Genomic DNA, 20,669 nt, shown 5'->3' on the forward strand with positions numbered 1-20,669 from the left:
CCTCCGTTACAGCCGTTCGCAGGCGTAGGCGTAGCCGATGCCGGCCGCGAAGAAGCCGATCGCAAGCGCCGCCATGAGAATGTCCATCATGTGAGACTCCTATGCGTCACAGGGCGCGGGCCATTGCATAGGCGTCCCGCGCCGGATGGCCGTGAGGTGCCATCCGGGACATAGGTTTTCGAGAGGTGGCGAGTAAGGACGTTATAGGAATCCTATAAGTGCCACGAGCTGCGCAGCCGTCGTCCCGGCGAAGGCCGGGACCCATAACCACAGGGCCGAGTTTTGTGATGGCTGGGCCCCAGCGCGACACGAAAACTGAAATCGGCGGTTGGGTCCCGGCCTTCGCCGGGACGACGTGTCTTTATGGAATCCCTATATCTCCGTCCCCCGCCTCATCTCGTTTTCAAATGGCACTCCGGCCATTTTGAGCGTGCGGCTAATGCCTTGAGCTTGGATTTCTTGGGCCGCGCAAGACGAGATGACGCCATGTCAGTGCTTTCCCAGAACACCTCCATCGATCTCGGCGAACGGCTGCGCGACGCCTATGCGGTGACAGCCGAATTCATGGCCGACATCATCAGCCAGACCTGCCGGCGCTTTCCCTCGGTCGGACAGAGCGGCAAGACCCGCCAGGTCGAGCGGCTGATCCAGTCGGGCGCCTGGACCGACGCCGCGATCGCGCTGCTCGATCTGGAACTGCCGCAATGGCAGATCCGCCGCCTGGTCTATGACGAGGGCGAGTGGCACTGTGCGTTGTCGCGCGAACGCGAGCTGCCGGACTGGCTCGACCAGTCGATCGAGACCCACCACACCGATCTTGCACTCGCGATCCTCAGCGCCTTCGTGGAGGCGCAGCGCATCTCGACGCCCGATAGCCGAACCAGCGTGCCGACCGTCCGTCGCGACACGCGCGCGCTGTACGAGCCGCTGTTCGTCGACAATATCGGCTGACGGCGGCGCGGCCGTGGACACCAAACAACTGCCGCGGCAGCTGCAGTCGGTCCAGGTCATGGTCCGCTTCGGCTTCCGGCTTGCCATCATGATCGGCTTTGCCGTGTTCGCCGGCGCCGGCTTCGGCAAGGGCCTCGTCACCCTGTTGTGGATGTCGGCCGTGATCTGCGCCTTCGCCGGGATCGCCAAGCGCGAAATGCCGTTTGCCGCAAACCTCAATCACTGGGACGAGATGACCGCCTATGTCGCGCTGTGCGCGCTCGGCACCGGCATCGTCCAGCGCCTCTAGACCATCCTCACAAATCCTATGCCGCTCCTATGAAGTCGCTGCTCGCACGCGCTCGATTTCATATCCCGCAAATCAGACATTGATCGCGTGACCGTGACTGAAGCGTTTTCGAGCGAGCCGGACACCGGTTCGCGCGAGGAAAACGCGTCAGAAACAAAAAGAAGGACCACCACCGTGAAACTCGTCGAACCTCCCTCGTGTAGCGCCGCGTCCACCGTCGTCTTCATCGGCCGCAACCATCGCGGCCAGTGGGTCGCCCAGCAACAGAACGGCCTCTATGGCGGCCTGTTCGTCAACCGCGCCCAGGCCGTCAAATACGCGCTGTTCGAAAACGGCCAGCATCCTGAAATGATCGTCGAGCTGTCGCGTGAGATCGAGCTCGATATGCGCGGCGAGACCGCGAGCTTTCCCGCAATCCGCGTGGCGTGAGCCACCCATGACTTGACAAACATGACCTGGCAAACGGCTGCGAAAGCCGACACGGCCGGATGGCTGTCGGGCTTCATCCCCGATCTTCCGACCCCCTTCAACCATCGGGGCGAGATCGACGCGGAGGCGTTCGGCCGGCTGTGCGAGCGCCAGATCGCGGCCGGCGTCACCGCGCTGGTGGTCGGCGAGACCGCAGGTGAAAGCGCGATGCTGCAGCCCGCGGAACGTGCGCAGCTGGTCCGGATCGCGGCCGGCGTCGCGCGCAAGCGGGTTCGCATCATCGCCGGCGCCGGATCGAACGCGACCGACCGCGCCGTCACATTCACCCGGGCCGCGGAAGCGGCCGGCGCCGACGCCGTCATGTCGGTCGTACCCTATTACAACAAGCCTATGCCACGGGGCACGGCGGCGCATTTCCACGCGGTCGCCGCGGCCACCACGCTGCCCGTCATCCTGCACGACATTCCGTCGCGCACGGTCAAGGGCCTTGCCGACGAGACGCTGCTCGAGCTCGCCGCATCGCCACGCTTCGTGGGATTGCGCGACGGCAGCGGTGACGTTGCCCGGCTGGCGCGCCTGCGCTCACGCCTGCCGGCGACATTCCGGATGCTGACCGGCGACGACGCCTCCTCGCTGGCCTGGCTCGCCGCCGGTGGCGATGGCTGCATCTCGGTCGTGACGAACGTCGCGCCCGATCTGTACGTGGCCGTTCACAGGCATTTCCGCGAGGGACGGTTGTATCAGGCGCGGGAGTTGCACCAGCGGCTGGTGCCGCTTGCGACCTTGCTGGAGCGCGAGCATCCCGCCGCATTGAAGTTCGCGCTGGCGCTTCTGGGATTCATGCAGCCGGCGACGCGGCTGCCGATCGTGCAATTGAACGGGTCGGCAAAGGCCGAGGTCTCGCAGGCGATGGCTGAGCTTGCCGACGAGTACCTCGCAGCCGCGCATTGAGGTTTGCTGACCCGACGGAAGCCATCGCAATGCACAATGCGATCAGCACACGGTGCCCGTGACACGGCGCCAACTTGAGGTTCCGAAACGACGCCCCATATCCACGGCAAGGGAGTGCTTGCCGTGCACACCACCTTCAAGGCGGCCCTCGTTGTTGCGACCGTCCTGGTCGCTCTGGTTGTCTCCATCCGTCCCGGTCCGGCCGCGGACAACAGCCATCTTGCCCTGACCATTTCAATCGACGGGGCAATTGGGCCGGCAGCGGCCAGCTACGTCAAGGACGGCCTGGCCAAGGCCGCCGAGCGCCACGCCGAAATTGTTATCCTGCGTTTGAATACGCCGGGCGGCCTCAGCACCAGCATGCGTGAGATCATCGCCGACGTGCTGGCCTCGCCCGTTCCCGTGGTCGGCTACGTTGCGCCATCCGGCGCCCATGCCGCGAGCGCCGGGACCTATATCCTCTATGCGACCCATCTCGCGGCCATGGCGCCCGGCACCAATATCGGCGCCGCGACGCCGGTGCAGATCGGCGGCCCGATACCGGGGCTGCCGGGCAGCACTCCGGACAAGGGCGGCAAGGACCAGAAGGACGGCGGCCATCCGTCCGAAACCACGGATGCCATGACGGCGAAGGTGACGAATGATGCCGTTGCCTTCATCCGCAGCCTCGCCGAATTGCGTGGCCGCAATGCCGACTGGGCCGAGAAGGCGGTGCGCGATGCCGCCACCCTCTCCGCCAACGCAGCGCTGCAGGCCAACGTCATCGATCTCACCGCGCGCGATCCGGCCGACCTGCTCAGGCAGGTCGATGGCCGGACCATCGAGCTTCCCGGCGGCAAGACGCAACGCCTGGCGACCACGGACACCGCGATCGAGGCCATCGATCCCACCTGGATCGCGCGCGCGCTTGCGGTCATCACCGACCCCAACATCGCATTCATTCTCCTGATGGTCGGCATCTACGGCCTGATCTTCGAGTTCATGTCGCCCGGTGCCGTGGCGCCCGGGGTTGTCGGGACGATCTGCCTGCTGCTCGGTCTGTACGCACTCAACATGCTGCCGATCAACTACGCGGGCTTCGCCCTGATGCTGGTTGGGATCGCGCTGCTCGCAATCGAAGCCTTCAACCCGACCGTCGTGATCGGCCTCGGAGGAATAGTCGCCTTCGTGCTTGGAGCAGCCATGCTGTTTCGGATCGAGGCGCCCGGTTACCGGCTGTCATGGCCGGTCATCGGCATCGTCGCCGCGATGTTCACGGGGCTCATTCTCGTCGTGCTCGGCGCGCTCCGCCGGGCGCGCAAGGGCCCGGTGCGGATCGGTGCGCAAGCCATGCGGGGGCTATCGGCCGAAGTGCTCGACTGGTCCGAGACCACGGGTCACGTCTTCACCAACGGCGAACGCTGGCAAGCGCGCAGCACCGAGACATTCACGGCGGGAGACACGGTGGAGGTCGCCAACATCATCGATTTGACGCTGGTGGTACGGCGCACGCCGGCCTCTCCCGGCGAGGGAGGTAAGGCATGATGCTTGATTATTTCACCTATGCGGCGATCGCGCTGCTGATCATCGTATTCCTGACCCAGGCCGTGCGCGTGCTGCGCGAATACGAGCGCGGCGTCATCTTCACGCTCGGCCGTTTCACCGGGGTGAAGGGCCCGGGGCTCATCATCCTGATTCCGGTGGTGCAGCAGCTGGTGAAGGTCGATCTCAGGGTGGTGGTGCAGGTGGTGCCGCCACAGGACGTGATTTCGCGCGACAACGTCTCGGTCAAGGTCAACGCCGTGCTCTACTTCCGCATCGTCGATCCCGAGCGCGCCATCATCAAGGTCAGCGACTACATGGCTGCGACCAGCCAGCTTGCGCAGACCACGCTGCGTTCGGTGCTCGGCAAGCACGAGCTCGACGAGATGCTGGCGGAACGCGACAAGCTGAACGCCGATATCCAGGAGACCCTCGACAGGCAGACCGACGTCTGGGGCATCAAGGTCACCGGGGTCGAGATCAAGGATATCGATCTCAATGAGACGATGGTGCGGGCGATCGCCAAGCAGGCCGAGGCGGAACGGCTGCGGCGCGCCAAGGTGATCAACGCGATGGGCGAGCAGCAGGCCGCCGAGAAGCTGGTCGAGGCCGGCCGGATCCTCGCCCAGGAGCCGCAAGCGATGCAGCTGCGCTACTTCGCGGCGCTGCACGACATTGCCGGCGAGCGCTCCTCGACCGTGGTGTTCCCGCTGCCGATGAACCTTCTCGATCACCTGGCGCCGCGACGTGAAGCGACGTGAACTGGTTTGGGAGCAGAAACGACGGTCGCTCAAGGTCGGCGCGCTCGGGATCGTGGGTCTCGTAGGCGCCGCGGCCTCTGCACGTCACTGCGAGCCAACGGGTCGCGCGAACGCGCGCCTGATGACAGGCTCCGCGAAGCAATCCATCGCGCCACATGCGGAGATATGGATTGCTTCGTCGCCATGCTCCTCGCAATGACGCGGATGGGTTCGGGGGCTTAACGCCCGCGATGCTTGGCCCGCCACGCAGGTCCCGGACCGCGCATGTAATGCGCCTCGGGCCGGTAGCCGTTGATCGGCTCCTCGCCGATCCAGGCGAGGAATGCGAGCAGCCCTTCTGCGGCGCGGCGCGGCAGGGCAGCGATGAACAAAACTGTGCGCATCTCAGTAGTCCCACTTCTCGCCGAGCACGACCGGCGCCCGTGGATATCTCTCGGCGTCGCCGCCGAGCATGCCGACGTTGAGGTTGGTCCGCGCCCAATCCTCGTGGCCGCGATGCAGCAGCAGCTCATTGCGGAGCCGATGAATCTTGGCGGCGGCGATCGCACGGTGAACAGTCCTGAAGACGAGGCCGATCCGCCGGAACGTCCGCCGCAGCATCAAGGGCATGGCGCCGGCCGAACCGTGCGGCCGGGCATCGTGGTAATGGAGCAAGGTCATGTGCCACCTTCCCGTTTGGCGGCGCGCGCGAGCGCACCGCATCACGGCAAAAGATGCGGGGAAGGCCGTAGGAATTCGAGAGCAGCCGCGGTCCTGTCACATAGCCGCGGCATAAGCGTCCGGCTGCGGTCCGTGCATTGCGGTCATGCCGCAAATCGCGAGATTTCGGACAATTTTACCCTCGATCAGCGGCGCGAGGGGCAGGTTTACGGTCGGCGGCAAGACCGGTAACCTTGCCTCCCAGTGCGACGTGGAGAGTGCCCATGCGGCCCAAGGATCAGATCAACTGGATGCTGTCGGATGCGATCGAGGCGCTCGCCCGCGCCGAACGGCTGCACCAGAGCTTCCTCAATTTGCACCCGCGCGCGGGAAGCACCGAGCCGAGCTGGGAACCGCCGACCGACGTGATCGAGACCGAGGATGAAATCCTGATCCTGGTCGCGTTGCCGGGGGTCGATCCCGACGAGGTCGAGGCCGCGCTCGACGGCGGCACGCTGGTGATCTCCGGCCGCCGCACCCTGCCCCCTGAACTCCGCAACGCCCGTATCCTGCGCCTCGAACTGCCGCAGGGCCGGTTCGAGCGCCGCATCGCGCTGCCGACCGGCCGCTACACGATCAGCCGCTTTGCCGCGCATGGTTGCGTCGGCCTGCGGCTCGGAAAGTCGAGCTAAAGGATTTCGACATGGCTGCCTCAGACATTTCAAGCCCAGCTTCAACTTCGACGCCGATCCCGAGCGACGCGCTGATCATCGTCCCGGTGCGCAACACCGTGCTGTTTCCGGATGTCATCATTCCGATCACGATCGCCCGGGCGACCTCGATTGCCGCGGCGCAGCAGGCGGTGCGCGAGCAGCGGCCGATCGGCATCCTGCTGCAGCGCGATCCCGAGACCAACGATCCCGGCCCCGACGGGCTTTACCGCGTCGGCACCGTCGCCAACATCGTGCGCTACATCACCGGTGCGGACGACACCCACCATCTGGTCTGCCAGGGCGTGCAGCGCATGCGCGTGCTCGACTATCTGCCCGGCACGCCGTTCCTCGCGGCCCGCGTGCTGCAAATCCCGGAGCCGACCACCACCTCGGCCGAGATCGAGGCGCGCTTCCTCAATCTGCAGCGCCAGGCGCTGGAGGCCGCGCAATTGCTGCCGCAAGTGCCGCAGGAGCTGATCGCCGCGCTGCAGGGCACCACCTCGCCGGCAACCCTTGCCGACCTTGCGACGTCCTACATGGACATCAAGCCGTCGGAGAAGCAGGACATCCTGGAAACCATCGATCTCGTGGCGCGGATGGACAAGGTGTCGCGTCACCTCGCCGAGCGCATCGAGGTGCTGCGGCTGAGCCAGGAGATCGGGCAGAAGACCAAGGCCGTGTTCGACGAGCGGCAGCGCGAGGCGATCCTGCGCGAGCAGATGGCGACGATCCAGCGCCAGCTCGGCGAAGGTGACGGCAAGGCCGCGGAAGTCGCCGAGCTGACCAAGGCGATCGTCGAGGCCAAGATGCCGCCGGAGGCCGAAAGCCAGGCGCAGAAGGAACTGCGCCGCTACGAGCGGATGCCGGAGGCAGCGGCCGAATCCGGCATGGTGCGCAGCTATCTCGACTGGCTGATCGACCTGCCCTGGAGCATTCCGGAGGAGAAGCCGATCGACATCGCGGAGGCGCGCAAGATCCTCGACCAGGACCATTATGGCCTCGAGAAGATCAAGAGCCGCATCATCGAATATCTCGCGGTGCGCAAGCTCGCGCCCGGCGGCAAGGCGCCGATCCTGTGCTTCCTCGGGCCGCCCGGGGTCGGCAAGACCTCGCTCGGCCAATCGATCGCGCGCGCGATGGCGCGGCCATTCGTCCGCGTCTCGCTCGGCGGCGTGCATGACGAGGCCGAGATCCGCGGCCATCGCCGCACCTATATCGGGGCGCTGCCCGGCAACATCATCCAGGCGATCAAGAAGGCCGGCGCGCGCAATTGCGTGATGATGCTGGACGAGATCGACAAGATGGGCCGTGGCATCCAGGGCGATCCGTCGGCCGCGATGCTGGAAGTGCTCGACCCCGAGCAGAACAGCACCTTCCGCGACAATTATCTCGGCGTGCCGTTCGACCTCTCGCGCGTCGTGTTCATCGCCACCGCCAACATGCTCGACGGCGTCCCCGGCCCGCTGCTCGACCGCATGGAGCTGATCAGTCTCGCCGGCTACACCGAGGACGAGAAGCTCGAGATCGCCAAGCGCTATCTGGTCCGCCGCCAGCTCGAGGCCAACGGCATCAAGGCCGAGCAGGTCGAGATCGATGCGGATGCGCTGCGGCTGATCATCCGCAGCTACACCCGCGAGGCCGGCGTGCGCAACCTGGAGCGCGAGATCGGCAAGGTGCTGCGCAACGTCGCGGTGCAGATCGCCGAGGGCAGCACCAGCCACGTCACCATCGCACCGAAGGACATCGTCTCGCTGCTCGGCCAGCCGAGGTTCGAGAACGAGATCGCGATGCGCACCAGCATCCCGGGCGTTGCCACCGGGCTGGCCTGGACCCCGGTCGGCGGCGACATCCTGTTCATCGAGGCGTCGCGCACGCCGGGCCGCGGCGCGTTGATCCTCACCGGCCAGCTCGGCGAGGTGATGCGCGAGAGCGTGCAGGCCGCGCTAACCCTGGTGAAGAGCCGGGCCTCGCAGCTCGGCATCGACCCCGGCGTGTTCGAGAAGAGCGACATCCACGTCCACGTTCCGGCCGGCGCGACGCCGAAGGACGGTCCGAGCGCGGGCGTTGCGATGTTCACCGCCCTCACCTCGCTCCTGACCGATCGCACGGTGCGCAGCGATACCGCGATGACCGGCGAGATCTCGCTGCGCGGCCTGGTGCTGCCGGTCGGCGGCATCAAGGAGAAGGTGGTCGCGGCCGCGGCCGCCGGCCTGACCCGGGTGATGCTGCCGGCGCGCAACAAGCGCGACTTCGACGACATCCCCGCCAGCGCCCGCGCCAAGCTGGAGTTCATCTGGCTCGAACGGGTCGACGAGGCGATCGCAGCCGCGCTGGAGGCCGCCAAGACGACGCCCGCCGCCGCGGAGTGACCGCGTCTCGAACGCAACAAGAGGGCGGAGCGGTGCCGCTCAGCTCTTGCCCATGCATTCTTCGATGTAGAACCAGCGGTCGTCGCCGGTCAGGCCCTTCGACTTCACCTCGGCGCGGCAAGCCTTCAGCTTTGGCTTGTTGGCCTTCCACTTCGCCTTCATGTCCTTCAGCTTCTGCATGGTGAGCTTGACCTTGGACGGCTTGGCCTCGGTGGTCTGGGCTGACGCGGTGTGCAACGAGCCGGCGAGAAGCAGGGCGGCCACAAGACAGCTTGCGGTACGAAACATGACTGAAATGTCCCTTGATTATCTGTTGAATTGAACGGCGTAGAGCTTCTTGCTTGACGCGTCTTCTTCACGCGAACCGGCATCCACTTCGCTCGAAAACGCTTCAGGCCGCGCGGGATACCAGATGGTCCGCGCGCGGCCTGAACTGCGATCAGAGGATTTTGACCGCGCTGAGCAGCGTCATGTAGACGCCCCACGCCAGCGGAATGCCGACGAACAGCCAGAACAGCGCCGCCTTGGCGTCGAGCCCGCCGAACCCGATCCCGTAGGAACCATGCGGTCCGGCCGCCGCGGCGCTGGCGCTCGCATCCTGCAGTTTGGCAACCTCGGCGTCGCTCATATGCCATTTCGCATCGACCGGCTTGATCAGGTAGTTGCAGATCAGGCCCGCGATCAACATGGCGCACAGGATGTACATCGTGGTGTTGTAGAGCTGGTCGCGCGGCACGCCTGCGGCCAGCTGGAACTCACGGATGTAGTTCACCACGACAGGACCGATGATGCCGGCGGTCGACCATGCCGTCAGCAGACGGCCGTGGATGGCGCCGACGAACTGGGTGCCGAACATGTCGGCGAGATAGGCCGGCACGGTGGCGAAGCCGCCGCCATACATCGACAGGATGATGCCGAAGCCGAGCACGAACAACAGCTTCGATCCCATCGCGGCGAAGGTCGGCGCCAGCGCGTAGAGCGCGATGCCGAGGATGAAGAACGTGTAGTAGGTGTTCTTGCGGCCGATCTTGTCCGACAGCGACGCCCAGAAGAAGCGGCCGCCGATGTTGAACAGCGACAGCAATCCGGCAAAGCCGGCCGCGATCGCCGCGATCTGCGCCTTCTGTCCGGCATCGAGCTGGTTGAAGCCGACATTGGGCAGGCCGATCAGCTTGCCCGCGAAGATCTCCTGCAGCATCGGCGAGGCCATGCCGATCACGCCGATGCCCGCCGACACGTTCAGGCAGAGCACCCACCAGATCAGCCAGAATTGCGGCGTCTTGTGCGCGTTGTCGAGATGGACGTGCTTGCTCGAGATCATCGCGTTGGCCTTCGTCGGCGGCGTCCAGCCTTCGGGCTGCCAGCCGGCCGGCGGGATGCGATAGCGGAACGCGCCGATCATCATGAACACGAAGTAGATCGCGCCCATGGCGAGGAAGGTCTCCCAGACGCCGACCGAGGTCGGGGTCTTGAAGTAGTTCATCAGCCTGTCGGCGAGCGGGGCGCCGATCATCGCGCCGCCGCCGAAGCCCATGATCGCCATGCCGGTCGCCATGCCGCGCCGGTCGGGGAACCATTTCACCAGCGTCGACACCGGCGAGATGTAGCCGAGGCCGAGGCCGACGCCGCCGATCACGCCGGAGCCGAGCCACATCAGCCAGAGCTGGTGCGTGTAGACGCCGAGCGCGCCGATCACGAGACCGCCGGCCCAGCACAGCGCCGCGACGAAGCCGGCCTTGCGCGGACCGACCTTCTCGAGCCAGCCGCCCCAGATCGCGGCGGAGACGCCGAGCAGCACGAAGAACAGCGTGTACATCCAGCCGAGGCTCGCGACCTTCCAGTCGCAGGTGGTGGTGAACAGCTCCTGCACCAGCGAGGTGTCGGGGCACGCCTTCGGCGCGGTCAGGCCGATCGCGCGCGACAGCGGCAGCCAGAACACCGAGAAGCCGTAAGCCATGCCGATGCACAGATGGATGCAGAGCGCGGCCGGCGGCACCAGCCAGCGGTTGAAGCCGGCGGTCGCGATTGTATGTTCCTTGTCGAGGAAACCTGCGCCTGTCGCGGATACGCGTCCGGCGCTGCTCACTGTGGTCATTGACACCTCCCCTGCAGCCGCCATTACGACAGGCGCATCTGCATCTTCGATCCCGTCTCAGCCCATTGCGGCCAGCGTCAGCCGGCAGCTCCGCACATTTCCTCAATGCGTCGGGACCAACCACGCACATTCCGGAAATGCTAACCCCCAATACGGCCGGATATGCCCGGCCGTGCAGCCCGTGATCTGGACACAGGCCCAGTCGTTGTCCGTCGATGCGCCAACACTCGAGCACAACTCCATCACCACAACCCGGCGGACATTATCAATTCGCGCAGAATGGAAAATAGGTGTCGATAGGCAAAAGGTAGATATCAAGCTGCATCTAGCGCGTACGCGGCAACGCAGCATTCGAATTGCCTATCGCTCCATTGATCTTCTCGATCAAGAAAACGATCCGGGCGTCGCTTCGTTCGGTGATCTCGACCTTGTCGCCGGTCTCCTGGATCAGGGCCGGGATATCGATCACCGAAAGCGGATCGGTGCAGTGCACCTCGAGGAAATCTCCCGCCGTCACGCTCCGGAGGGCCTTGCGCGTCTTCAGCGCCGGCAGCGGGCATTTCAGGCCGGTGAGATCGAGCTTCGTCGTTGTCATGGTTCGACCATGGCGAAGCCGTCCTGCATCGTCAACGCCGCCCCTCATCCACGTCAGCCTTCGGCCGGAGCCGACGCGAGCACGTCGTCGACGGGAATCGCGGCGCGCAGCATCAATTCGGCAACGTCCTCGATGTCGTCGAGATGCGCGACCGGCAGCGTGGTTGCAACGGCGACATCGCTGGCAATCCCGACTACGCGCGGGTCGTCGGGAAACAGCAGCGGCTTGCCGTTGGCGGCGCGGTACACCTCGATCTTGTTGACCGGCTCGCGCTTGAAGCCTTCGACCACGACCAGATCGACCTGCGCCATCTTGGCGAGCAGCTCCGGCAGCCGCGGCTCATCGGCGCCGCGCAGCTCGTGCATCAGCGCCCAGCGCCGCGTCGAGGACACCAGCACCTCGGTCGCACCGGACTGCCGGTGCACCCAGGAGTCCTTGCCGGGCACGTCGACATCGAATTCATGGTGGGCGTGCTTGATTACGGAGACGCGCAGGCCGCGGCCCAGCAGGCAGGGGATCACCCGCGACAGCAGGGTGGTCTTGCCGGCACCGCTCCAGCCCGCGAGGCCAATCACTTTCATACGCGTCTCCGAAGACATGCCAATCGTTAGGGTATCCACGCCCGCGGTTCCGCCCGACATGGATGGCCGGGACCAGCCGTGACGGCGGAAAGCCGCGACTTGCGCCCAACGCTGCTTATATCAGCCTTGGAGCAATGTCATGCCAGGCTCGCCGGCGGATGAGGATGGGCTGGCGCGCTAGAGGACCGCCCTCGGAAACTCCTGCAGCAGCTGCGCCCACAGCACCGCGAACGCGATCAGGCCACAGACCCCAAGCGCCGCGGTGAATCTCGGCAATCGGCCGATGGCGACGAGCAGCCAGGCCGGCAGGAAGAACAGGCCGAACACTAGGCCGAGCGGAAAGACCGCCAGCCACTGGAAGCCGGTACCGTCGCCAGGCGGCACATGGGCGATGGCGTAGAAGGTGTAGAGCCAGAACAAGGTGCCGGCCGCCGCGACGAGCGCGGCAATCTTACGGAAGTTGGCGGTGTCGAATGCCATGATCGATTGGTCGCCGCAATCGGCGAACCCGTTCACGCGCCGCCGCGCAAGTTGGGCTCGGCTCGCTATCCCGCAGGGTCAGTCGGTTCGTTGACTGACCGGCCGCCCCGGCTTGGCCAGCCTTGCCGATCGGCTCTCTCTCGGGGGCTGGTCACGCATCCGCAGCCTCTTCCGCGGCCGCTGCGTATCGACTGCCAGCACTTCTTCCAGCGTTGTGTTCCTAAAACGAAGCCTTCTTAACATCGCTCCGCTCCTCGAGCGGGTGGGAGCCCCATCGGTCGCTCAACCACCGACATCCACAACAGGGCCCATGTCGGTGACAAGAGATAACCAGCGACGGGACGGTTTGCTCCAATGCATGTTGCAGCCCCCGCTCACGTCACGCGCGATCCCGCTATCCAGCGGATTTACCTCGAAATTTCCGATACGCAGGGCGATCGGAACACGATAATGTGCAGCATGGAGGACTATGTATGCCTCGCTCGCCTTCGATTGTGCCGCATTCAATCGATCACGACACCTATCTGGTGCTGAACGATTTTGGCCGACTGGGCCGTGCCTGGAGCGAAACCGACGAAGAAGGCACTGACCGGAAAACGCTGATCCGGCGTCTGCTGGATGACCAGTACAGCCGCCCGGTCCGCATCGTGGCCTTCAATACCAACGAAGGATGGTCGCGCGACGTCACGACCGACATTGCCGACGAGCTTCGGCGCCGTTTCGTCGAATACGAAGAGGTCCCGCGCTCCGTGCTGGAGTTCGTGGAGACGGCCATGCGGCACTGAGCTGGATCGGCAACGCAAAAGGCCCGCTCGCAGCGCGATCGTTCGGCCCCCTGCAAGCATCCGCCAAACGGCAATTTTACGAGCAATCTCAACGGGATCCGGCTGCCGCGCGGCGCTGCTCCGCCATAAGGCAATATTAAGAGCATTCGCCTTACCTGTTCTCCGTTCAACGGGAGAGCGGTCCAGTGCGCAATCGTGGTGACGTTCGAGACGCCGTGAGCCTGAAAAACCGGGTTCTGGTCACGGCGATCTTTCTGGCATCGGGCGCGGCATCGCTGATCCTGCAGGTTCTCTGGTTCAAGCAACTGCAATTCGTGCTGGGAAGCGCGACCGTCTCCGTCAGCGTCACGGTGGCAAGCTTCTTTTTCGGCCTCTCGCTGGGCAGCGCCCTGGGAGGCCGGATCGCCGACACCGTCAGCCGCCCGCTGAAAATCTACGGGTTGCTCGAACTCGCCCTCGCCCTCGTTTCTCTCGCGGTCACCGCGTTCCTGTCGCATTGGCCGACATGGGTGGGCTGGCTGTCACCGATGCTGGATCTGGAGTCGCCATTCCGGCTGCCTCTCATGGTCGCCGTGTCGCTCGCCATCCTGTCGCTGCCAACGATGTTGATGGGCGCGACCCTGCCCTTCCTGGTGAAATTCCTGACCCGCACACAAACCGACCTCGCCAATCGGATCGGCCTGCTCTACGGGTTCAACACCCTGGGCGCCGCCATCGGCACCCTGGCGGTCGGCTTTGTGCTGATGGGCCTCTGGGGCATCGCGGGATCAAGCCTGGTTGCGGCAGCGCTGTATGTCTGCGTCGGCGTCGTTGCCCTGTTCGTTGCGCGCGGCGCAAGCCCGCTCTTGCCGGTCGCGGCACAGGCGCCGGTGCAAACCGCCGCGACCGCGCGTGGCAGGACGTCGATCCTGATCTGGATTTTCGCGTGCTCCGGTTTTGTATCGATCGCCTATGAGGTCGTCTGGTTCCGATTCCTGACCAATGTCAGCACCTCGAGCGTCTACGCGTTCTCGGGCATGCTCGGCGTTTACCTGCTGGGGCTCGTGATCGGCGCCCTGATCTGCGCCAGGCTGCTCGCCCCCCGCAAGGATCAATTGCTGCGATACTTCGCCGTGACGCAGCTGCTGATCGCGGTTGCAGCCACGCTGACCGTCGGAATGCTCGGCAAGGCGCGGACCATGGGAGTAGCGCTGTCTCCCATCGTATCGGGCCTGCTTCCAGTCCCGGTGCAGGAGCTGTTGGGGGGTGACGTTTCATTCTTCCTGGTCTGCGCTGTTGCGCTGTTGCTGCCGACGATGCTGATCGGCATCAGCTTTCCCCTGGCCAGCGAGCTGACCGTGATGCAGATGAGCGCGCTGGGCCGCAGGATCGGCACGCTCTACGCCTTGAACACGATTGGCGGCGTCGTGGGTTCGCTGGCGGCGGGCTTTCTGCTGATCCCGTATCTGGGCAGCCAGGGCGCGCTCACCGCGCTGATTGTCGTGAACGTCCTGCTGTTCGTCGCGACCACCGTGTCGCAGCCGGATCTTCTGAGAGAAAGGAGCCTGTGGCGGCAGGGGACGATCGCCGCGAGCGTCATCGCCGTAGCACTGCTGCTCTTCACTCCGCACTATCTGGAGCGGGTCCTGACCGCGATCGAAGGCGCCAATGTGCTCGAGTTGCGGGAAACCCGGCAAGCGACGTTTGCGGTGGTCGAGTATCGCGAGAAGGCGGCGGGCACCTATCAGCAGTTGGTGGTGAATTCGAAGAGCTATGCCAACAACCGTCCCGAGGGCAGACGCTACATGGCCGCGATGGGGCACTATCCCGTTCTGCTGCACCAGGGCCCGGTTGAAACGGCTGTCGTCATTTGCATCGGGACCGGAACCACGGTGGGAGCGGTGAGCACCCATGAAGAATTGCAATCCATCGACGCGGTCGATCTGGCATCGACGGTGTTCGAATTTGCGCCCCACTTCGTGCCGATCAACAAGCAATTCTATCAAAATCCCAAAGTCCATCAGATCGTCGCGGACGGGCGCCACTTCCTGCTGGGGACCAAGGAGACATTTGACGTCATCACGCTCGAGCCGCCACCGCCCCATGATGCCGGCGTCATCAACCTCTACACGGAGGAATTCTATGCGCTGGCAAAGCAGAGGATGCGTCCCGGCGGCGTTCTCGCGCAATGGGTGCCGCTGGATTTCAACCGCGGCATCCTTCCGAAGATGATACTCAAGGCCATGATGGGCCAGTTCAAGCATGTCTCGCTGTGGCTGCCGTCCAGAATGGAAGGCGTGGCGATCGCCTCCGATGAACCGTTGAACATCGATCCGCACGAGCTCGCCATGCGCATGTCGAAGCCCGCGGTGGCTGAAGACCTGACGGCGAACGGCCTCGGCTCGCCCGAGGATTTCCTGGCGACATTCATCGCCGCCGATGAAAAACTCGCGGCCTTTGTCGGGGATGTGCCGACCCTCACGGATGATCGGCCGCGTCTCGAATATTACAACTGGTATCCGCTGGGTTCGGTCAGCGTGGACGAACTGAAGCGCCTCCGCGAGCCGGTGGAAGCCTATCTTGCCGACCGTTCCATCGACGAGGCCCGTCTCGACACCGCGCGCACGGTGGCCAATGCGATCCTGGACGAGCACAAGGCCACGGCCGACGGCGACAAGTCCGCCGCCCGGGCCGCGCTTCGCCTGGCCGTCAAACTGGACCCGGACAATTCCTACGTCGACTTCCTGGACCGCAAGCTGAGCGAGTGATCAGGGTGCCTTCGGCACACCGCATCAGGAAGTCCCCGAATGTCGCGAGAATGCGGATGTTTTGACTCACAGCTAGCGCAACAAGCTCAGTGTCGTCCCTGCGAAAGCAGGGACCCATAACCACAAACGCAAATTGTTACGCGATGCTGGAACGGCGAGGCCCGCCTGTAACGCCCGCCGCGGCGTATGGGTTCCTGCTTTCGCAGGGACGAGAGCTGTGATGGTGCGGCAGAGCGCACACCGGCTACGCCGGCCTGAACCCCGCCTTCGTCAATGCAGCCCGGCCTTCATCCGACGCCAGCGCATCGAGAAAGGCCTGCACCGCGGGCCGGTGCTTGCGCGCCGTCACCAATGCGAAGTCATAATGCTCTTCGGCGAACGGTATGAAGCCGAGTCCCGACGCATCGGCGACGGGCGCGATGGTCATGCCCCAGTCGGCGCGGTGCTGCGCCACCGCGGCCGCAACCGCATTGTGCGAGCGGGGCTGATTCCAGTAACCGTCGGGACGGCGGCCCGCCAGCAAGCGATCGATCAGGATGCGGGTGCCGGCACCCTGGTTGCGGTTGACCATGATGCAGGCGGGATCGGCGAGCGCGGCGCGCACCGCCTGCTCTGCGCTCAAGCCGGCAAAGCGCGTGTCGTCCTTGCGAAACACGATGCCCTGCATGCGCCGCCAGCCCGGCACCAGCTCGAGCCCGTCGGCCAGATACGGCGTGTTGTAGGTCTCGGTCTTGTCGTCGAACAAATGGATCGGGGCGAGATCGCATTCGCCGCGCTTGGCGGCAGCGAGCCCGCCGAGGCTGCCGACCGCGATCGAGCGCACCACGAGACCGTCATGCGCCAGCGGCGCGGTGACGAGATCGAGCCCGGTGCAATGGCTGCCGACGATGACGAGATCGGGCACCCGCACATGCGGCGTGAACAGCGTCACCTCGGCCTCGCTGCCGGCCGGCAACTGGTCGGCCAGCGCCTCGATCTTCAGGAAGCCGTCGGCCTGCGCAAACGACGTGATCGCGCCCGAACCCTTGCCGCCGGGATAGGCGATCAGGCCGTCGGCGCCCTCGACCAGCGACACCATCACGAACTCGGTACGCCCGAGCTCGGAGGCGATGCGCACCGGCACCTTCGCCGCCACCTTGGCATCCGATCGCGGCGGCAGCCCGGCCATCCGCCGCAGCACCGGCACGATCATGTCGTGGAAGGTGAACATCGCCGAGGTCGGAAAGCCCGGCAGGATGACCACCGGCTTGCCGTCGCACACCGCAAGGCACAGCGGCTTGCCGGGCTTCAGCGCCACGCCATGCGCGATGATGCCGGGCTTGCCGAGGCGAGCGATGATCCGGTGCGAGACGTCACCCGCACCCTTGGAGGTGCCGCCTGACAGCACCAGCATGTCGCTGTCCGCCAGCGCCTTGCGCATCGCGGCCTCGAGCATCGCCTCGTTGTCGGCGATCGCGCCAAGGAACGCCGCGTCACCGCCGTTCTCGGCAATCGCCGCGGTGACGATCGCACCATTGGTATCGTAGATCGCGGCCGGCCGCAGCTTCTCACCCGGCTGCACCAGTTCGTCGCCGGTCGAGAGGATCGCGACGCGCGGACGGCGCGTCAGCGCAACCTCGGCGATGCCGCAGGCCGCGAGCATGCCGATCTCGCGCGACCCGATCATCGTTCCCGCGCGCAGCAGGGCCTCGCCGCGCGCGATGTCGGAGCCGGCATAGGACACGAACTGGCCGGGCGATGCCGCACGCCGCACCTCGATGGTGCCGTGGCCGGCGAGCTGGGTGTGCTCGACCATCACGATGGCATCAGCGCCGCGCGGTACCGGACCGCCGGTCGCGATCGCAGTTGCAGTACCCGGGAGCACCGGCAGGGTGGGCGCAGTCCCGCACGAAATCGTCTCGTCGTTCAGCGCGAGCTGCACCGGCGCGGCCTCGCCGGCGCGCACCAGATCGGCCGAGCGCACGGCAAAGCCGTCGACATTGGAGCGATCGAATGGCGGCACGTCGATCGGCGCCACCACGTCCTCCGCCAGCGCACGGCCGAGCGCATCGGCGAGCAGCCGTTTCTCGGACGGCAATTGGCGCGGGAACAGCGCCGCCTCGAAGCGCGCGAGCGCCTCCTCGCGCGACAGGATGGTCAGGAACTGGTCCTGCTCGACGGACGGGTTGGGTTTCGGCGTGAACGTGTTGCTCATCTCGGGAACTCACTCCCGCAACATATAGGCATCGACAACCGCGCCCGCAGCGAAGCCCTCGGCAGCGCCGGGCACGATCAGCAGGGCTTCGGCGCGCACGATGGCATCGAGTGACAGGTCGCCGATGGCAAGTGCCGCCCAGGAATCCTGTTGAGTACCTTGCTCGCGTATCAGCAGCACGACCTCGGCAACGCCGACGCCGGAGGCGATCTTGCGTTCCAGCGGCAGCGCCAGTGTTTTGCGCGCGCGCCGGCCCGACAGGCGGTCGAGCAGGGGAAGCGCAATCGCCCACCAGGCCGCGAAAGCCTGATCCGGCGCGCCCGGCAAGGCGACGACCGGCGTTGTGTGGATACGGCCGACCGCTGCGGTGCGCCCCGGTTGCAGGGCAATGCCGTGCGCTATCAGCGTGCCGCGCGATGCCAGCGCATTCACTGTCGCATCGGTGTGACCAACGCCAGTGCCCCCGATCGTGATGATGAGATCGCAACCGTCCGTATCGAGTGCGTTTGCAATCGCCGCCACATCGGGTGCGGCCTCGATGCCGACGACCTCAGCGCCCGCGAGGCGCGCGGTGTCAGCGATCAGTTGTGCGGTCAGCTCACCATTGGCGACGTTGACGATGCGAAGCCGCGGCCGTCGCACGCGCAACATCTGCAGTCCGGCCGCGCGCGCGAGCAGCAGGCCGCGCGGCAGCAGCGGCTCCCCTGCTGCGATCACGGTGCGCCCAACGGCGATGTCGCTGCCGGCACGCCTGACGCCCTGCCCCGGGATTGCTTCGGCGAGCACCTGCGCAAGCGGACCGGAGGTATCGACGGCATCGGCATCGACCACGCAGTCGGTACCATCAGGCATCGCTGCGCCTGCCGCCACCCAGACCGGAGGTTCGGCCAGCGGCAATGGCGCATAGGACGACGCGCCGACCAGGTCATTGGCGCGCATCGCCCACCCGTCGCTGACCGCGACATCGCGCGGCGGATAGGCGCGCAAGGCCGGCATCTCGGCCGCAATGCAGCGCAAGGCGTCGGCCGGCGGCAACGCGATCGGCTGGACCGGCCCGACGTCGCGCAGCACGGCAGCCAGTGTCGCAACGAGCGGGGTGAGCGAAGGCGGAAGGCGCTGGGCGGTGACCATGGCCCGCTATGGACTGAATCGGCCCCGAAAGAAACTGCCTCTCGCCCGACCGGGGCTGCGTCATTAGACCGATGGCGCGTTGACGCGGTCCCCAATATAGTTGCAAAAGAAACCAATATGACCGGGTCCCCGAAGGCCCGGCACAACCAATAACGGCCAATGCGCCAATTCAGGAGGGAGACAGAATGAAGGCCACCAGGCTAGCCATGTTCGGGACGCTCGCAGCCACGCTGCTGGCCTCCCCGAGCGTATCGGCGCAGGTATCCGACGACATCGTCAAGATCGGCGTGCTGACCGACATGAACGGCCCCGCCTCGACGCCGACCGGCCAGGGCTCGGTCACCGCCGCGCAGATGGCCGTCGACGATTTCGGCGGCAAGGTGCTCGGCAAGCCAATCTCGGTGATCGTCGGCGATCACCAGCTCAAGCCGGATATCGGCGCGACCATCGCGCGGCGCTGGTATGACGTCGATCAGGTCGACCTCATCGTCGACGTGCCGGTTTCGGCGGTCGGGCTCGCGGTGCAGAACATGGCCAACGAGAAGAAGAAGCTTTTCATCACGCATTCGACCGGCGCGACCGATTTCCACGGCAAGTTCTGCTCGCCCTACGCGATACAGTGGGTATTCGACACCAGGGCGCTCGCGGTCGGCACCGCGCAGGAGGTGGTGAAGCGCGGCGGCGACAGCTGGTTCTTCATCACCGACGATTATGCGTTCGGCCACTCTCTGGAGAAGGACGCCTCAGCGATCGTGACCAAGAACGGCGGCAAGGTGCTCGGCGCGGTGCGGCCGCCGTTTGCGACGCCCGATCTGTCGTCCTTCATCCTGCAGGCGCAGGCCTCGAAGGCCAAGATCATCGGCATTGCCGGCGGACCGCCCAACAACACCAACGAGATCAAGACCGCCGCCGAGTTCGGCGTCTTCGCCGGCGGGCAGCAGATGGCGGCGCTGCTGGCGCTGATCACCGACATCCACTCGATCGGGCTGTCGGCCGCGCAGGGCCTGCTGCTGACCACCTCGTTCTACTGGGACATGGACGACAAGACCCGCGAGTGGTCGAAGCGCTATTTCGCCAAGATGAACCGGATGCCGACGATGTGGCAGGCCGGCGTCTACTCCTCCGTGACCGCCTATCTGAACGCGATCAAGGATGCCGGCACCGACGATCCGCTCAAGGTCGCGGCCAAGATGCGCGAGAAGCCGGTCGAGGACTTCTTCGCCCGCAACGGCAAGCTGCGCGAGGACAATCTGATGGTGCACGATCTCTGGCTGGTGCAGGTCAAGACCCCGGCCGAGTCGAAATATCCGTGGGACTACTACAAGATCCTGGCCAAGATCTCCGGCGAGGACGCGTTCGGCCCGCCGGACCCGGCCTGCGCGATGGCGAAGAAATGACGACCGAAGGTCGTCATTCCGGGGCGATGCGTCAGCATCGA

Annotated in this window: 20 protein-coding genes; 11 read left to right on the plus strand and 9 right to left on the minus strand. The window is 65.5% G+C overall.

Going from position 1 to position 20,669, the window contains the following annotated elements:
* Positions 1 to 486: 486 nt before the first annotated feature.
* The 6 genes from ACZBJS_RS10260 (at position 487) to ACZBJS_RS10285 (ending at position 4,902) form a co-directional block, all read left to right on the plus strand.
* Entirely contained in the window at positions 487 to 951 is a 465-nt protein-coding gene (locus ACZBJS_RS10260; RefSeq protein WP_229189644.1) for a hypothetical protein, read from the plus strand.
* A 13-nt stretch (positions 952 to 964) separates the two neighbouring features.
* Positions 965 to 1,240 (plus strand): hypothetical protein, encoded by a 276-nt coding sequence (locus tag ACZBJS_RS10265; protein ID WP_028332704.1) that lies wholly within the window; start codon positions 965 to 967, stop codon positions 1,238 to 1,240.
* 174 nt (positions 1,241 to 1,414) lie between these two features.
* Positions 1,415 to 1,669 (plus strand): hypothetical protein, encoded by a 255-nt coding sequence (locus ACZBJS_RS10270; protein WP_057015086.1) that lies wholly within the window; start codon positions 1,415 to 1,417, stop codon positions 1,667 to 1,669.
* A gap of 21 nt (positions 1,670 to 1,690) precedes the next feature.
* Positions 1,691 to 2,620 carry a 4-hydroxy-tetrahydrodipicolinate synthase gene (gene dapA, locus ACZBJS_RS10275; RefSeq protein ID WP_463438690.1) on the plus strand — a complete coding sequence of 310 codons (930 nt, stop codon included), beginning with the start codon at positions 1,691 to 1,693 and terminating at the stop codon, positions 2,618 to 2,620.
* Positions 2,621 to 2,734: 114 nt separating this feature from the next.
* The gene (locus ACZBJS_RS10280) at positions 2,735 to 4,144 is read left to right on the plus strand and encodes an NfeD family protein (RefSeq protein ID WP_463438691.1); all 1,410 of its coding nucleotides are present in this window, start codon (positions 2,735 to 2,737) and stop codon (positions 4,142 to 4,144) included.
* Entirely contained in the window at positions 4,141 to 4,902 is a 762-nt protein-coding gene (locus ACZBJS_RS10285) for a slipin family protein (protein ID WP_028332707.1), read from the plus strand. The genes ACZBJS_RS10280 and ACZBJS_RS10285 overlap by 4 nt, the downstream gene beginning before the upstream one ends.
* Before the next feature lie 218 nt (positions 4,903 to 5,120).
* On the opposite strand, the gene ACZBJS_RS10290 is transcribed toward ACZBJS_RS10285, so the two are convergent.
* Positions 5,121 to 5,285: a hypothetical protein gene (locus ACZBJS_RS10290; RefSeq protein WP_253639001.1), complete on the minus strand. Its 165-nt coding sequence runs from the start codon at positions 5,283 to 5,285 to the stop codon at positions 5,121 to 5,123.
* A 1-nt stretch (position 5,286) separates the two neighbouring features.
* Positions 5,287 to 5,562 carry a hypothetical protein gene (locus tag ACZBJS_RS10295; RefSeq protein WP_076823899.1) on the minus strand — a complete coding sequence of 92 codons (276 nt, stop codon included), beginning with the start codon at positions 5,560 to 5,562 and terminating at the stop codon, positions 5,287 to 5,289.
* Between the two features lie 263 nt (positions 5,563 to 5,825).
* Here ACZBJS_RS10295 and ACZBJS_RS10300 point away from each other — a divergent pair, with 263 nt between their 5' ends.
* Both ACZBJS_RS10300 and lon read left to right on the plus strand, forming a co-directional pair.
* Positions 5,826 to 6,233 (plus strand): Hsp20/alpha crystallin family protein, encoded by a 408-nt coding sequence (locus ACZBJS_RS10300; protein ID WP_028332710.1) that lies wholly within the window; start codon positions 5,826 to 5,828, stop codon positions 6,231 to 6,233.
* Between the two features lie 11 nt (positions 6,234 to 6,244).
* Positions 6,245 to 8,623 carry an endopeptidase La gene (gene lon, locus ACZBJS_RS10305; protein ID WP_463438692.1) on the plus strand — a complete coding sequence of 793 codons (2,379 nt, stop codon included), beginning with the start codon at positions 6,245 to 6,247 and terminating at the stop codon, positions 8,621 to 8,623.
* 39 nt (positions 8,624 to 8,662) lie between these two features.
* Here lon and ACZBJS_RS10310 read toward each other — a convergent pair whose 3' ends face one another.
* The 5 genes from ACZBJS_RS10310 to ACZBJS_RS10330 all read right to left on the minus strand — a co-directional run bounded on the left by ACZBJS_RS10310 (position 8,663) and on the right by ACZBJS_RS10330 (position 12,374).
* Positions 8,663 to 8,911 (minus strand): hypothetical protein, encoded by a 249-nt coding sequence (locus ACZBJS_RS10310; protein WP_028342462.1) that lies wholly within the window; start codon positions 8,909 to 8,911, stop codon positions 8,663 to 8,665.
* 151 nt (positions 8,912 to 9,062) lie between these two features.
* Positions 9,063 to 10,718 carry an OFA family MFS transporter gene (locus ACZBJS_RS10315; RefSeq protein WP_463438693.1) on the minus strand — a complete coding sequence of 552 codons (1,656 nt, stop codon included), beginning with the start codon at positions 10,716 to 10,718 and terminating at the stop codon, positions 9,063 to 9,065.
* Between the two features lie 325 nt (positions 10,719 to 11,043).
* A complete protein-coding gene (locus ACZBJS_RS10320; RefSeq protein ID WP_057014863.1) occupies positions 11,044 to 11,313 on the minus strand; it encodes a sulfurtransferase TusA family protein in 270 nt (89 codons plus the stop codon).
* A gap of 53 nt (positions 11,314 to 11,366) precedes the next feature.
* Positions 11,367 to 11,912 (minus strand): molybdopterin-guanine dinucleotide biosynthesis protein B, encoded by a 546-nt coding sequence (gene mobB / locus ACZBJS_RS10325; protein WP_141339621.1) that lies wholly within the window; start codon positions 11,910 to 11,912, stop codon positions 11,367 to 11,369.
* Between the two features lie 159 nt (positions 11,913 to 12,071).
* Entirely contained in the window at positions 12,072 to 12,374 is a 303-nt protein-coding gene (locus ACZBJS_RS10330) for a hypothetical protein (RefSeq protein WP_456822314.1), read from the minus strand.
* 473 nt (positions 12,375 to 12,847) lie between these two features.
* Between ACZBJS_RS10330 and ACZBJS_RS10335 the strand changes: the two genes are divergently transcribed.
* Both ACZBJS_RS10335 and ACZBJS_RS10340 read left to right on the plus strand, forming a co-directional pair.
* Positions 12,848 to 13,159, plus strand: coding sequence for a hypothetical protein (locus tag ACZBJS_RS10335; protein WP_016847487.1), 312 nt, complete (start codon positions 12,848 to 12,850; stop codon positions 13,157 to 13,159).
* Between the two features lie 215 nt (positions 13,160 to 13,374).
* Positions 13,375 to 15,906, plus strand: a complete 2,532-nt coding sequence (locus tag ACZBJS_RS10340; protein WP_463438694.1) for a fused MFS/spermidine synthase — start codon at positions 13,375 to 13,377, stop codon at positions 15,904 to 15,906.
* A gap of 244 nt (positions 15,907 to 16,150) precedes the next feature.
* Here ACZBJS_RS10340 and ACZBJS_RS10345 read toward each other — a convergent pair whose 3' ends face one another.
* Positions 16,151 to 18,100, minus strand: coding sequence for a molybdopterin biosynthesis protein (locus ACZBJS_RS10345; RefSeq protein WP_463438695.1), 1,950 nt, complete (start codon positions 18,098 to 18,100; stop codon positions 16,151 to 16,153).
* A 9-nt stretch (positions 18,101 to 18,109) separates the two neighbouring features.
* A complete protein-coding gene (locus ACZBJS_RS10350; RefSeq protein WP_463438696.1) occupies positions 18,110 to 19,231 on the minus strand; it encodes a molybdopterin-binding protein in 1,122 nt (373 codons plus the stop codon).
* A 185-nt stretch (positions 19,232 to 19,416) separates the two neighbouring features.
* On the opposite strand from ACZBJS_RS10350, the gene ACZBJS_RS10355 reads away from it, so the two are divergent.
* Positions 19,417 to 20,628 (plus strand): ABC transporter substrate-binding protein, encoded by a 1,212-nt coding sequence (locus tag ACZBJS_RS10355; RefSeq protein WP_076823879.1) that lies wholly within the window; start codon positions 19,417 to 19,419, stop codon positions 20,626 to 20,628.
* The last annotated feature ends 41 nt before the right edge of the window (positions 20,629 to 20,669 follow it).

The organism is Bradyrhizobium sp. KZN70725 (assembly GCF_055264925.1).

What these genes read in the sequence shown, in the direction of transcription:
- ACZBJS_RS10260 (WP_229189644.1), top strand. Translation starts at nt 487, where the DNA reads ATGTCAGTGCTTTCCCAGAACACCTCCATCGATCTCGGCGAACGGCTG.
- dapA (WP_463438690.1), top strand. Translation starts at nt 1,691, where the DNA reads ATGACCTGGCAAACGGCTGCGAAAGCCGACACGGCCGGATGGCTGTCG.
- ACZBJS_RS10285 (WP_028332707.1), top strand. Translation starts at nt 4,141, where the DNA reads ATGATGCTTGATTATTTCACCTATGCGGCGATCGCGCTGCTGATCATC.
- ACZBJS_RS10290 (WP_253639001.1), bottom strand. Translation starts at nt 5,285, where the DNA reads ATGCGCACAGTTTTGTTCATCGCTGCCCTGCCGCGCCGCGCCGCAGAA.
- ACZBJS_RS10295 (WP_076823899.1), bottom strand. Translation starts at nt 5,562, where the DNA reads ATGACCTTGCTCCATTACCACGATGCCCGGCCGCACGGTTCGGCCGGC.
- ACZBJS_RS10300 (WP_028332710.1), top strand. Translation starts at nt 5,826, where the DNA reads ATGCGGCCCAAGGATCAGATCAACTGGATGCTGTCGGATGCGATCGAG.
- lon (WP_463438692.1), top strand. Translation starts at nt 6,245, where the DNA reads ATGGCTGCCTCAGACATTTCAAGCCCAGCTTCAACTTCGACGCCGATC.
- ACZBJS_RS10310 (WP_028342462.1), bottom strand. Translation starts at nt 8,911, where the DNA reads ATGTTTCGTACCGCAAGCTGTCTTGTGGCCGCCCTGCTTCTCGCCGGC.
- ACZBJS_RS10315 (WP_463438693.1), bottom strand. Translation starts at nt 10,718, where the DNA reads ATGACCACAGTGAGCAGCGCCGGACGCGTATCCGCGACAGGCGCAGGT.
- ACZBJS_RS10320 (WP_057014863.1), bottom strand. Translation starts at nt 11,313, where the DNA reads ATGACAACGACGAAGCTCGATCTCACCGGCCTGAAATGCCCGCTGCCG.
- mobB (WP_141339621.1), bottom strand. Translation starts at nt 11,912, where the DNA reads ATGTCTTCGGAGACGCGTATGAAAGTGATTGGCCTCGCGGGCTGGAGC.
- ACZBJS_RS10330 (WP_456822314.1), bottom strand. Translation starts at nt 12,374, where the DNA reads ATGGCATTCGACACCGCCAACTTCCGTAAGATTGCCGCGCTCGTCGCG.
- ACZBJS_RS10335 (WP_016847487.1), top strand. Translation starts at nt 12,848, where the DNA reads ATGCCTCGCTCGCCTTCGATTGTGCCGCATTCAATCGATCACGACACC.
- ACZBJS_RS10345 (WP_463438695.1), bottom strand. Translation starts at nt 18,100, where the DNA reads ATGAGCAACACGTTCACGCCGAAACCCAACCCGTCCGTCGAGCAGGAC.
- ACZBJS_RS10350 (WP_463438696.1), bottom strand. Translation starts at nt 19,231, where the DNA reads ATGGTCACCGCCCAGCGCCTTCCGCCTTCGCTCACCCCGCTCGTTGCG.
- ACZBJS_RS10355 (WP_076823879.1), top strand. Translation starts at nt 19,417, where the DNA reads ATGAAGGCCACCAGGCTAGCCATGTTCGGGACGCTCGCAGCCACGCTG.